Raw genomic sequence first — 12,500 nt, 5'->3', positions numbered from 1 at the left:
ACTTGTGACCTCAAAGTATGACAGCAGCGGAGGGGTACGGTGCCGAAATTTCACGAATTTTCAATCGACAGCCTGCGGGGTGAACCTGGTCTGCTGGCCGGTTGTGCCGGCAAGGTGGTTCTCGCAGTTAACGTCGCCAGCGAATGCGGTCTCACGCCGCAGTACACCGGCCTCGAGCAGCTTTACAAAGACCATGCAGGTGACGGACTGACTGTCGTCGGCTTTCCGTGCAACCAGTTTGGTGCGCAGGAGCCCGGTGACGCGCAACAGATAGAGGCTTTTTGCAGCACCAACTATGGCGTGACGTTTCCGCTGTCGGAAAAGATCGAAGTTAACGGCAACGGACGTCACCCGCTGTACGCATGGCTGACTGATGCAGCAAACGGATTTTCCGGCGATATCGAGTGGAATTTCGAGAAGTTCCTGATCGACCGCGACGGCAAGATCATCGCGCGCTACCCGCCGGCAACAGAACCTGCTGATGCCGGTCTGTTACAGGATATTGCCGAAGCTCTTTGACCAAACCGTGGGAGCGCCTTCCAGGCGCGACTCAATCGCGGCAGGATGCCGCTCCCACAGCAAGATGCTCTTCTTATTTGTGGGAGCGCCTTCCAGGCGCGACTGATCGCGGCAAGATGCCGCTCCCACAGCACGGTGCCGCACCCACAGCAGGGTGCCGCTCCCACCGCAGGATGCTCTTTCTTATTTGTGGGAGCGCCTTCCAGGCGCGACTTGATCGCACCACCAGTCCGGGAAAATCAGATAAGGGTAGTCGTCCAGATGTTCAACCAACCCCGCCCGCGTCGGATTCTCGATCAAGTATCGGACATGCACGCCGTAGTCTTCATCATCGCGTAGTTGATGATCGTGATATCCGTCCTGCCAGACTGGCGACATAACACCATTGCCAACCAGCTGGTTGGCGGTGAAGCTCTTGAGCGTATGCATTACGGACGCCAGGCTGCCTTCGCCAAGTCGTCCGGCAAGATGCAGGTGGTCAGGCATTACAACGGCGGCATCGACAAAGAACCGCTTCGCGTCATTTATCCAGCGGAGCGCGTTGACCATCATCGTTGCGTTCTCTGGATGTCTGAAAATCGGGCGACGTCCAGCCACTGACGTGGTCAGGAAATAGTAGCCGCCGGTCCTCGAGTCACGCCCGCGCCGCAAGTCGCGAGAATGCGGTATCCGATTCGCCATTCAAGCAGCGTAATCACGCTACTCTCTGTCCGCCTTCCGAATAATTCCTCACAATTAAGAGATTTTATCTCGGTGAGAGCGCCTTCTGGTTTGCAGCAGGATGCTCTTCTTGTTTGTGGGAGCGCCTTCCAGGCGCGACTCAATCGCGGCAGGATGCCGCTCCCACAGCAGGATGCCGCTCCCACAGCAGGATGCTCTTCTTGTTTGTGGGAGCGCCTTCCAGGCGCGACTGATCGCGGCAAGATGCCGCTCCCACAGCAGGATGCCGCTCCCACAGCGCCTTCCAGGCGCGACTCATCAACTTTTCTGTCGCAGCAGTCCCCACAGGAAAACGCTGTTGTAGTACAGATACCGCCACCACAGGCGCCGTGGTTCCTGCAGCAGCCGGTAAAACCAGGTCAATCCCATCCGCTGCATCCACGGTGGCGCATCCTTTTTTGTCCCGGCATTAACATCGAAGGCAAAACCCACCGCGAGCAGCGCGCCGGCCCGGGCCCGGTCGCGAACGCGGTAAATCCACTCCTGTTGCTTGGGCGTTCCAAGCCCGACCCAGACCAGGTCAGGCTGCGCCGCGTTGATGTCGGCAAGCACCGCATCCTCGTCGTCAGTGCCGAAGTAGCCGTGATGCGACCCGGCAATCAGAAAGTCGGGGTTGCGCTTCCGGATTTGTGCCAGCAACAGGTCGAGACACTCCTGCGATGCCCCAAGGAAGTAATGCCGCAGGTCCGGCGGCGAGTTGGTGATCATGTGCGTCAGGAAGGACGGACCGTATACGCGGTCGCGCATTGAACCACCCTTCCAGTTGACCGCCCAGGTCAGCACCATGCTGTCGGGGACGAACAGGTCCATGGTGTCGGTGATTTCCCTGAACTGTTCATCTTTGCTGCGCATCGCCACGATGTGCACGTTGGTGAAATCCACCAGCAGCGTGTGGCGCTCTTCGCGGCGACAGTGGGTTGCGAGATCGTCGGCCAGCTGCGAATAACTCGTCGCCGTGCAATCCGTGTTCAGCACACGAAACTGCGGCCCGAAATCAACCGGGTGCTTGTCGGTGTCTACGACGCCAGGCACGCGTCGTGGATTTCCTGCAATGTGCGATGCAGGTTGTATTCCTGTTTCCATTGCGGGTAATCGGCCTCGAATGCCGTCAGGTCACTGACCCACCAGATGTGGTCACCGATGCGGTTGGCCTCTTCGTAGCTGTAATCCAGCTTTTTGCCGCTCATTTCTTCGCACAGCTTCACCGCCTCGAGCATCGAGCAATTCGAGTGCCGGCCTCCGCCGATGTTGTAGACCGCGGCGGGGCGCGGTTTTTGCATGTACTGCCAGAAAGCCTCGACGAGGTCACTGCTGTGAATGTTGTCCCGAACCTGTTTTCCCTTGTAGCCGTAAATCCGGTAGGGCCGGCCATCCACCGTGCACTTCATCAGGTACGACAAGAAACCGTGCAGCTCTGCACCGGCATGCGCCGGGCCCGTCAGGCAGCCACCGCGGAAGCACACGGTCGGCATGTCGAAATAGCGGCCGTACTCCTGCACCATCAGGTCTGCCGCCGCTTTGCTTGCGCCGAAAAGCGAGTGCTTTGTCTGGTCTATCGACATGCTCTCCGGGATACCTTTCTCGAAGTAAGGGTGTGATTCATCCACCTCCCATCGCTCGTCGAGTTCCACCAGTGGCAACCGGTTCGGTGTGTCGCCGTAGACTTTGTTGGTACTGGTAAAAATGAAGGGTGCGTCAGGACAATGCTGGCGCGCCGCCTCCAGCAGGTTCAGGGTTCCCGTCGCATTCACGCTGAAATCGGTAAACGGCTCCCGCGCCGCCCAGTCATGTGACGGCTGCGCCGCCGTGTGCACGACGACCCCGATGTCAGAACCGAAACGGCCGAACAATGCCATCACCCCGTCCGCATCACGTATGTCGAGATCCTCGTGCCGGTAGTTCGCCAGCGTTTCCGTCAGCTGCGTTGACGTCGGCCGGGTCGATGCTTCCGACCCGAAAAAGTAGGCCCGCATGTCGTTGTCGATCCCGACCACATCGAGGCCTTCCCGGTGCAGCCGTTTCGCCGTTTCCGAGCCAATAAGGCCGCCCGATCCGGTTATTAGAGCAATTGTCACTGTCGGGTCTCTACGTCTGTTCCACGGAGCACGCGGGTCGTTATTGTGTTGTTCATTCGGGAAGTAGCGTTACTGTGGAATGGAGAACAGCCACGTCGGGCAATACGCCAGGAGAGGCTGGCCGCCCGGCGGCGGCGGTACTGTACCTTATCTGTACAGCGAACCCAAAGCCCGGCCTATTGCAGTCGATTGCGCCTGTCTGCAGGATCCCGGGCCGATGCCCTCGCTGTCATCCTGCAGTCTTCAAAGGCGGCGGAAGGCCGCGCCGGCTCACCTGACTTCGAGGTCGAATTCGACCGTCACCCCGGCGCTGAACTTGATCTCGCCGGGTGTATAGGTCTCGGCCGCGCCGCCCGCATCGGCCATCATGGCGCGCGACTCCATCCGCGGCATCGGTACCGGCGGCTGGTGGATCACGTCCGAGCTGGTAATCCGCCGGACCTTGCCGAGTTTCGCACCCAGCGTGCGCGCCAGCGTTTCGGCGTTGAGCCGTGCATCTTCGGCCGCCTTCGCCAGCGCATCACGCCGGTGCTTGTCCTCGTCTTCAGCGCCGAGCGCCGGCGCCGACACCTGGTTGACCCCGGCCTGTGTGGCCCGGTGCATCAGGTCGCCAAGTTTTTCCAGGTCTTTAAGGTTGATCTCCACGGTGCGCTGGACCATGTAGCCGCTGATTTTTCGCTCGTTAGTGTTCTTGTCCCAGCGGAATTCCGGGTTGATGTTCAGCCGGGTGGTGCGCACGTCCTTGCGTGGAATACCGAGCTTGTCGGTCAATCGTAGTACGGCCTCGACGGTATCGTCGACTTCGCGTTGCGCCGACTGCTGTTGATCGCTGCGGATCATCACAGAAAGGTTGACCTGTGCCCGATCAGGCTCGACGGAAACTTCGCCGTTTCCGGATACCGTAACTGTGCGCGCCTGTTGCTCACTCATCGCCGGTTCCGGGACGACTGCAAGCGCGATTAAAGCCGTGATCGTACAAAGTAACTGCAACCCTTCGCTCCAGCATTGGCACTGTTTCAGAGATAGCCAGGTGCAGTTATATCGCCAGACGCAGCAAAGTACAAACGCAGCACGTCTTCTCAGTTAGAATATTCCTGTGTCTTTACAGTTCGAAGAAGTTGGACGCGGTATTACCGCAATCGATACGCAGTACGTGCGGTCACGCATGGATGCCAGTCATCTCATTGTGGACGGTGATGAGGCTGCGTTTGTCGACACCGGCACGACGCATTCGGTGCCGTTACTGTTACAGGCGTTGCGCGAAAAGAACATCGCACCTGAGTCAGTACGCTATATCTTCCTCACCCACATTCATCTCGATCATGCCGGCGGCGCCGGTGCGCTGGCCGCGGCATTACCGCGGTCACAGGTGGTAGTGCATCCGCGCGGCGCCGCACACCTGGTCGATCCGGGAAAGCTTATTGCCGGCACCAAAGCGGTCTACGGCGAAGAGAGTTACCAGCGCCTGTACGGCGATATCGTGCCGATCCCCGCGGAACGCGTGATAACGACCGATGATGGCGATCGCCACCAGGTTGGCACCCGCAGCTTCACCTTTATCCATACGCCGGGGCACGCGCTGCACCACCACTGTTTGGTAGAGGAGACGGAAGATATTGTTTTCACTGGGGATAACTTTGGCTTGTCGTACCGCGAATTCGATACATCCAAAGGCCCTTTTATTTTCGCCACTACGACGCCCGTACACTTCGATCCGCAGCAATTGCACGACTCGCTCGATCGCATCATGAGCTACCAGCCACGGGCGGCGTACCTGACTCATTACAGCCGGGTGGAGAATCTCGAGCGGCTGGCCACCGATTTGCATGCCGATATCGATGAGCTGGTGGCAATTGCCGAGCAGCATGAACATTGCGACAACCGGCATGAGCACATCGAGACGGCAATGTATCGCCACCTGTGCGAGCGGCTCGACGCACATGGCTACACCGGGGATGACGAAGAACGCCACCGGTTACTCGACGGCGACATCGATCTGAACGCACAGGGGTTGCAGGTGTGGCTGGACCGGCGTCGACGGGCGCGGGAAAAATGACCGGGCAATTCACCGCGTTCCGCATCCATGATGAAGGTGGCACGGTCGCCGGTCGTTTCGAACAAATCGGGCTGGACGATCTCGCCGCCGGCGATGTCGTTATCAAAGTCGCATGCTCGGGTATCAACTACAAGGATGCGCTCGCGGCAACCGGTGCCGGCCGAATTTTGCGCAAGTACCCGCTGGTTGGTGGCATTGATCTGGCCGGCACGGTCGTCTCTTCAGATGATGAGCGTTACCAGTCCGGCGACGATGTGCTGGTTACCGGCTGCGGTCTGAGCGAAACGCACGACGGTGGCTACGCCGAATACGCCCGGGTGCCGGGCGACTGGGTGATACCACTGCCGGCGGGGCTGGATGCCTGGCATGCCATGTGTATCGGCACCGCCGGGTTTACTGCGGCGCTGGCCATCCATCGCATGGAACACAACGGGCTGCAGCCGGGCAATGGCGAAGTCGTCGTGACCGGCGCCAGCGGTGGCGTTGGCAGCCTGGCCATCGACATGCTGGCCGGGCGGGGCTATGACGTCGTCGCTGTCAGCGGCAAAACCGCTGCGTCGGAATACCTGCAATCGCTTGGCGCAAATCGCGTGCTGGATCGCCGGGAGATCGACTATGGCTCCAGGCCCCTGGAGAAGGTGCAGTGGGCCGGTGCTATAGATAATGTCGGGGGTGACATGCTGGCGTGGCTCACGCGAACGGTGGATTTCCGCGGCAACATCGCCAGTATTGGCCTGGTCGGCAGTCACAGGCTGGAAACCACGGTGATGCCGTTCATTCTGCGCGGGGTCAACCTGCTGGGCATCAACTCGTCAGCTACGCCCAGGGCAGTGCGTAAAGTAGTGTGGCAGCGTATTTCCGGGGACCTGCGGCCGCGGCATCTTGCTAAAATAGGCAGTCGCACCGTGGAACTTGCGGACATTGCGACAGTCTTTGACCAGTACCTGCGTGGCGAAGTCACCGGCCGTACGGTCGTCAACATCGCTGCCTGAAGCAAAAGGGAAGTATCGAATGAGTTATGAACTGAATCCGCGCTCGGTCGCGCACGTAAGTGTTGAGTCCCGCGGCGCCTTCATCAATAAGACCTACCTGCACCTGTTCGGCGCCATCACCGCGCTGGTCGCGCTGGAGGCGTGGTACTTCCAGTCCGGCATTGCTGAAAGCATCTATTCCTTCCTGCCACGCGGTGCCGGCTGGCTGCTGGTGCTGGGCGTGTTCATGCTGGTCGGCTGGGCCGCGAGTCACGTGGCGCATCGGGCGCGCACGCTGCCGGCACAGTACGCAGCACTGGGCGGTTTTGTCATCGCCGAGTCGATCATCCTGGTGCCGCTGCTGTATCACGCCATGGCAATCTCGCCGGATATTCCGAAGCAGGCCGGTGTTGCAACGCTGGTAGCTTTCGCCGCGCTAACGGCGATTGCCTTTATCACCCGCAAGGATTTTTCTTTCCTGCGCAGCACCCTGATCTGGGGCGGCTTTGCCGCTATCGGCCTGATCGTCATGGGGCTGCTGTTCGGCTTCCATCTCGGTACGTGGTTCAGCGTCGGCATGATTGCTTTTGCCGGTGCCGCGGTGTTGTACGACACCTCCAACGTGCTGCATCATTTTTCCGAAGATCGATATGTCGCCGCCGGTCTCGAGTTGTTCTCCTCGGTAGCGCTGATGTTCTGGTACGTGCTGCGTTTCTACATGCACAGCAGCGACTGACGCCGACAGACAATCCGTTTTTCCGCCGCCCGAATGTGGCAATCGTGGGGTACAATACGCGCCCCTGATTGCCGCCGGGTGTGCCAATGAGCGCCGAATCCGCCGGCGCCCGCCTGTGGGGCGCCCTCGAAAACGAACAACCACTGCAGGTCGTCGGCACGATAAATGCCTACAGCGCCCTGCTGGCAGAGCGCGCCGGATTCAAGGCGATTTATCTTTCCGGTGCGGGCGTTGCCAACGCCTCATTCGGCATGCCCGATCTTGCCGTCACCACGCTCAACGACGTGTGCGAGGACATACGCCGGGTAACCGGCGCCACCGAATTGCCGCTGCTGGTCGATGCCGATACCGGCTGGGGCCAGGCCTTCATGATTGCCCGTACGGTTAAGGAAATGACCCGGGCCGGCGCCGCCGGTTTTCACATTGAAGACCAGGTACAGGCCAAGCGCTGCGGCCATCGTCCGGGCAAGGCGCTGGTCAGCTGTGCCGAGATGGTCGACCGGATACGCGCAGCCGCCGATGCCAAAACCGACAGCCGATTTGTCATCATGGCGCGCACCGATGCCCACGCTGTGGAAGGCCAGCAGGCCGCCGTCGATCGCGCCGCGCAGTATGTCGAGGCCGGGGCCGACATGATCTTTGCCGAGGCGCTCAACACGCTGGAGGAATACCAGCAGTTCACCGCGGCAGTAAAGGCGCCGGTCCTGGCCAACATCACCGAGTTTGGCAAGACGCCGCTGTTCACCACGCAGGAGCTCGGCTCCGCCGGTGTGCGGCTGGTGCTTTATCCGCTGTCGGCGTTTCGCGCAATGAGTGCGGCGGCAATCCGGGTATACGAGGCTCTGCGGGCCGAGGGCACGCAAGAAAGCGTCGTCGACAGCATGCAGACACGCGAGCAGCTCTACGAGGTGCTCGGTTATCACGAATATGAAAAGAAAATGGACGAGTTATTCTCAAAAGATTCCGGCTGAAGGGGTTTGATAAATGAGTAAAGCAAGCGGCGGCGCCGGCCTGCGCGGCATCAAGGCGGGCAGCACATCAATCTGCACCGTCGGCAGTGAAGGCAACAGCCTGCACTACCGCGGTTACAGCATCGAAGAACTGGCGGAGCAATCGACCTTCGAGGAAGTCGCCCACCTTTTGCTCTATGGCGAGTTGCCGAACCAGCAACAGCTGGACGCTTACCGTGAACGCCTCAGGGGACTGCGTGGCCTGCCGGACGAGCTGAAGCTGGTGCTGGAACAGATACCGGGCAGCGCCCACCCGATGGACGTACTGCGCACCGGCTGTTCCATGCTCGGCACGCTGGAGCCGGAGCAGGATTTTTCACAACAGGATCATGTTGCCGACCGGCTGCTGGCCAGTTTTCCGTCCATGCTCGGTTACTGGCATCGCTACACGTCGGCCGGTGAACGTATCGACGTCGAAACCGATGATGCCAGCCTGGCCGGCCACCTGCTGCACACCATTACCGGCAAATCACCCGGTGCGGAACACGAACGCTGCATGGACGCCTCGCTGATCCTTTACGCCGAGCACGAGTTCAACGCGTCTACCTTTGCCTGCCGGGTTTGCGCCGGCACGCTGTCAGATATGTACTCGTGCATCACCGGCGGCATCGGCACCTTACGCGGGCCGCTGCATGGCGGGGCGAACGAAGAGGCCATGGCGGTTATAGAGCGGTTTCGCACCGCCGACGAGGCAGTCAGCGCGGTAAAAGACATGCTGGCGCGCAAGGAAAAGATCATGGGTTTTGGTCACGCCGTGTACAAAGTACGCGATCCGCGCAACGCTATTATTAAGGAGTGGTCACGCAAGCTGTCGGATGGCGCCAAAAACGCCCACTTCTACCCGGTATCTGACGCCATCGAAAACCTGATGAAACAGGAAAAAAACCTGTTCGCCAACCTCGATTTTTTCAGCGCCAGCGCCTATCACTTCATGGGTATCCCGACACCGCTGTTCACGCCGCTGTTCGTGTGCGCCCGCGTTACCGGCTGGGCGGCGCACATCAAGGAGCAGCGCGCCGACAACAAGCTGATTCGTCCCGGCGCCGACTACACCGGGCCGGACAATCGTCCCTACGTACCTGTGGCACAACGCGGTTAAGGAAAAAAACATGTCAGGAGTAATTCGTTCAGCCGAGCGGCCCGATCCCGATCAGGCGCTGGTCGACATTGCCGATTACGTTACCGGCTACCAGGCAGACAGTCAGCTGGCTTACGACACCGCACGCTACTGCCTGATGGATACCATCGCGTGTGCTTTCCAGGCTCTGGACTATCCGGCCTGCACAAAATTGCTCGGCCCGGTGGTTCCCGGCGCGACCATGCCGGGCGGCGCTCGCGTACCAGGCACCTCGTATGAACTCGACCCGGTGCAGGCGGCATTCAATTTTGGCGCGCTGGTGCGCTGGCTGGATTTTAACGATACCTGGCTGGCAGCCGAGTGGGGCCACCCGTCCGACAACCTCGGCGGCATACTTACTGTTGCCGATTACCTCAGCCGCAAAGCAGCCGCTACCGGCGGTCAGCCTCTGGCAATGCGTGATGTCTTGACCGCAATGATCAAGGCGCATGAAATCCAGGGCGTCATCGCGCTGGAAAACGGGTTCAACCGCGTCGGCCTGGACCACGTGCTGCTGGTGCGCATCGCATCCACAGCGGTAATCACCAACATGCTTGGTGGTGACCGCGAGCAGGTTATCAATGCAGTTTCAAATGCCTGGGTCGACGGCGGCGCCTTGCGTACTTATCGTCATGCACCCAACACCGGTTCGAGAAAAAGCTGGGCAGCCGGTGACGCTACCAGCCGTGCGGTGCGTCACGCGTTGATCGCGCTGACCGGCGAGATGGGCTATCCGTCAGTATTGTCAGCGCCGAAGTGGGGTTTCCAGGACGTGCTGTTCGAGGGCAAGCCGCTGGCATTCACCCAGGGCTACGACAGCTACGTAATGGAAAACGTGTTACTCAAGATTTCCTACCCGGCCGAGTTTCATGCGCAGACCGCCGTTGAGGCCGCGATGCAGCTACATGGAGAAGTGAAGAATCGCCTGGATGACATCGAGCGCATCGTTATCGAAACCCAGGAACCCGGCGTGCGCATCATCGACAAGACGGGGCCGCTGGATAACCCGGCCGATCGCGATCATTGCATTCAGTACATGGCGGCAATACCGCTGATATTTGGCCGCCTTACCGCCGCTGACTACGAAGACGATGTTGCAACCGACCCGCGTATTGATGCCCTGCGGGCGAAGATGGAAGTGCGCGAAAACGAGACTTTCACGCACGAGTATTACGATTCACAGAAGCGTTATATTGGAAATTCCATGCAGGTGTATTTCACTGACGGCAGCAGTACGGAGCGGGTGCAGGTCGACTTCCCCGTCGGCCACCGGCGCCGCCGCGAAGAAGGCATTCCCCTGCTATTGCAGAAGTTCGAGCAAAGCGTCGAAGCGAAGCTCAAGCCGGGCCAGTGGCAGGCATTGCGCCCGCTGGCCGATGATCACGCCGCACTGGAGCAAATGAGCGTCGATGAGTTTGTCTCGCTGCTGGTGATCTGAGACCTGGTCACTTGACCGGGTTTCCACATTCTCTGACATAATTGCGCCCAAACTCACTGGGGGCAGGCTGCGGTGGTCCGTCCGCTACGCAAGTTTACGTTTTTCACAGCTTTTGACTCCTTAGTTCGAGGCCGGCCGGTTCATACTAGTCGGTTAAAGCGCATTAATTTTGCTGGATAATCAGATGAACAAGAAAATGTTGTCGCTCAAACCTGTTGCTGCTTTTGCGGTCGCGTTGCTGCTGTCTCATGCGGCTCAGGCGACACCCGAGCAGCTCGACTGGGACGGGCTCACCTGGACACCACCGGGCAACTCCAACCTGTCGGAAACCTACAACACCGGCGGCGGTGATATCACTGTTACTTTCACTGGCAACACTGCGGGCCTGGACCAGGCCGGCGCCGACATCTCTCCTGATATCAACCAGCTCAACACCGGCGGCCTGTCGCCGGCACAAAACGGCCTGTATGTCGCCACCGATTACGTCGACAACAGCAACTCGACCGTCACCATTACGATCGACTTCACCGGCTATCCCGGCGGTGTCGGTAATGTGTCGTTTGACGTTTTCGATATGGATGCCAACGGCACCAGCTTCATCGATGAAATGACCGTTACTGCCGACACACTTACCGGCACTATCGACCCGACCAGCATTGTTACCAACTCTGCCAATACCCAGGTCAACTCCAACACTGTCCGTGGTACGGCCAGCTCGGTCAGTACGTCGAGCAACGGCAACATCACCTGGGTATTCGGGGACGCAGGCACACCGGTCAGCGGCATCACCCGCTTCAACATTACCTGGCGTAACGTCATTGGCGGCGCGGATCCGGGTTTCCAGTGGATCAACATCCACGACATTGATTTTGACGACCCGATGGCCGATGTGTCGGTGACCAAGGGCGCCAGCCTGACCGACGCGGAAGCGGGCGACACGGTGGTATTCACGCTCGACGTGGCCAATGCCGGCCCGGACGATGCGCCCGGTATCGAAATCACCGATCAGCTGCCCAATGGCTTTACCTACCTGACCGATAACAGCGGCGGGGCCTACAACCCGGTCAGCGGTATCTGGGATGTCGGCACGCTGGCGCCGGCCGGAACCGCGCAGATCACGATCGATGCCAGGATGGAGGCGACCGGGCCGTGGGATAACGTCGCCGAAGCCACGCAGATACTGGCGACCGACACCGATTCAACCGCGAACAACAACGTGCCGGCAGAGGATGACCAGGACAACGCTGCGGTCAACCTGCTGGTGCCGGTCATCGGCGCCGCCAAGGCAGTAACCACGGGTCCCGTGAACAATGGCGACGGCACCTACACGCTGACTTACACGATTGCCGTAGAGAACAGCGGCGATACCGTAATTAATAATCTGCAGGTGGTCGATGACCTGGCCGCTACCTTCAGCGGTGCGACCGGCTTTACGGTCGACGGCGTGACCAGCAGCGATTTCACCGTAAACCCCGGCTACGACGGTGATGCTGACAGCGCTCTGCTGGCCGGTACCGATACGCTGGCCACCGCAACGACGGGCACTATCGCGCTGACTGCGACAGTGACTCCGGGCGCCGCCGCCGGGCCGTTCGACAATACGGCGACCGCCGGTGGCACTTCACCCAGTGGCAACCCGCTGACCGACGACTCGACTGATGGCGCCGATCCCGATCCTGATATGGACGGCAACCCCGGCAACAACGCTGTACCCACACCAATAGTCTTTGCCGAAAACCCGATCATCGGCACGGCGAAGGAAGTACTGGCGACGCCGACCAACAACGGCGACGGCACCTACACACTGACGTACCGCATTGCGGTCGAGAACCTGGGCGATGTGCCGTTGTCGGGCGTA

The 12,500-nt window shown here is 60.0% G+C and carries 12 protein-coding genes; 8 read left to right on the top strand and 4 right to left on the bottom strand.

What is annotated here, in order from left to right; all coding sequences use genetic code 11:
* Positions 1-39 precede the first annotated feature (39 nt).
* On the top strand, positions 40-519 hold the full coding sequence (locus tag HKN06_02120; GenBank protein ID NNF60106.1) for a glutathione peroxidase: 480 nt from the start codon (positions 40-42) through the stop codon (positions 517-519).
* A 183-nt stretch (positions 520-702) separates the two neighbouring features.
* Here the strand turns inward: HKN06_02120 and HKN06_02115 are convergent, their stop codons facing one another.
* The 4 genes from HKN06_02115 to HKN06_02100 form a co-directional block, all read right to left on the bottom strand.
* Positions 703-1,200 carry a transposase gene (locus HKN06_02115; protein NNF60105.1) on the bottom strand — a complete coding sequence of 166 codons (498 nt, stop codon included), beginning with the start codon at positions 1,198-1,200 and terminating at the stop codon, positions 703-705.
* 297 nt (positions 1,201-1,497) lie between these two features.
* Entirely contained in the window at positions 1,498-2,271 is a 774-nt protein-coding gene (locus HKN06_02110; protein NNF60104.1) for a WecB/TagA/CpsF family glycosyltransferase, read from the bottom strand.
* A complete protein-coding gene (locus tag HKN06_02105) occupies positions 2,256-3,314 on the bottom strand; it encodes an NAD-dependent epimerase/dehydratase family protein (GenBank protein ID NNF60103.1) in 1,059 nt (352 codons plus the stop codon). Before HKN06_02105 ends, HKN06_02110 begins: the two co-directional genes overlap by 16 nt.
* Before the next feature lie 270 nt (positions 3,315-3,584).
* Positions 3,585-4,244 carry an SIMPL domain-containing protein gene (locus HKN06_02100; GenBank protein ID NNF60102.1) on the bottom strand — a complete coding sequence of 220 codons (660 nt, stop codon included), beginning with the start codon at positions 4,242-4,244 and terminating at the stop codon, positions 3,585-3,587.
* Between the two features lie 235 nt (positions 4,245-4,479).
* Here HKN06_02100 and HKN06_02095 point away from each other — a divergent pair, with 235 nt between their 5' ends.
* From HKN06_02095 to HKN06_02065, 7 genes are all read left to right on the top strand, one after another.
* A complete protein-coding gene (locus tag HKN06_02095; protein NNF60101.1) occupies positions 4,480-5,370 on the top strand; it encodes an MBL fold metallo-hydrolase in 891 nt (296 codons plus the stop codon).
* Positions 5,367-6,362, top strand: a complete 996-nt coding sequence (locus HKN06_02090) for an oxidoreductase (GenBank protein ID NNF60100.1) — start codon at positions 5,367-5,369, stop codon at positions 6,360-6,362. Before HKN06_02095 ends, HKN06_02090 begins: the two co-directional genes overlap by 4 nt.
* A 19-nt stretch (positions 6,363-6,381) precedes the next feature.
* Entirely contained in the window at positions 6,382-7,077 is a 696-nt protein-coding gene (locus HKN06_02085) for a permease (GenBank protein NNF60099.1), read from the top strand.
* A gap of 86 nt (positions 7,078-7,163) precedes the next feature.
* Positions 7,164-8,048, top strand: a complete 885-nt coding sequence (gene prpB / locus HKN06_02080) for a methylisocitrate lyase (protein ID NNF60098.1) — start codon at positions 7,164-7,166, stop codon at positions 8,046-8,048.
* A gap of 13 nt (positions 8,049-8,061) precedes the next feature.
* Entirely contained in the window at positions 8,062-9,186 is a 1,125-nt protein-coding gene (prpC, locus tag HKN06_02075; GenBank protein NNF60097.1) for a 2-methylcitrate synthase, read from the top strand.
* Positions 9,187-9,196: 10 nt separating this feature from the next.
* Entirely contained in the window at positions 9,197-10,642 is a 1,446-nt protein-coding gene (locus HKN06_02070) for a bifunctional 2-methylcitrate dehydratase/aconitate hydratase (GenBank protein NNF60096.1), read from the top strand.
* A 184-nt stretch (positions 10,643-10,826) separates the two neighbouring features.
* Positions 10,827-12,500, top strand: a 1,674-nt coding sequence (locus HKN06_02065; protein NNF60095.1) for a DUF11 domain-containing protein, incomplete at its 3' end; no start/stop codon positions are given.

This window comes from Gammaproteobacteria bacterium, assembly GCA_013003425.1.
Taxonomy (GTDB): Bacteria; Pseudomonadota; Gammaproteobacteria; order Steroidobacterales; family JABDKV01; genus JABDJB01.
This window is presented reverse-complemented; position numbering and strand designations above follow the sequence as displayed.

Excerpts from the sequence above, each read along its gene's own strand:
- HKN06_02115 (NNF60105.1), bottom strand. The coding sequence starts at position 1,200 with ATGGCGAATCGGATACCGCATTCTCGCGACTTGCGGCGCGGGCGTGAC.
- HKN06_02100 (NNF60102.1), bottom strand. The coding sequence starts at position 4,244 with ATGAGTGAGCAACAGGCGCGCACAGTTACGGTATCCGGAAACGGCGAA.
- HKN06_02095 (NNF60101.1), top strand. The coding sequence starts at position 4,480 with ATGGATGCCAGTCATCTCATTGTGGACGGTGATGAGGCTGCGTTTGTC.
- HKN06_02090 (NNF60100.1), top strand. The coding sequence starts at position 5,367 with ATGACCGGGCAATTCACCGCGTTCCGCATCCATGATGAAGGTGGCACG.
- HKN06_02085 (NNF60099.1), top strand. The coding sequence starts at position 6,382 with ATGAGTTATGAACTGAATCCGCGCTCGGTCGCGCACGTAAGTGTTGAG.
- prpB (NNF60098.1), top strand. The coding sequence starts at position 7,164 with ATGAGCGCCGAATCCGCCGGCGCCCGCCTGTGGGGCGCCCTCGAAAAC.
- prpC (NNF60097.1), top strand. The coding sequence starts at position 8,062 with ATGAGTAAAGCAAGCGGCGGCGCCGGCCTGCGCGGCATCAAGGCGGGC.
- HKN06_02070 (NNF60096.1), top strand. The coding sequence starts at position 9,197 with ATGTCAGGAGTAATTCGTTCAGCCGAGCGGCCCGATCCCGATCAGGCG.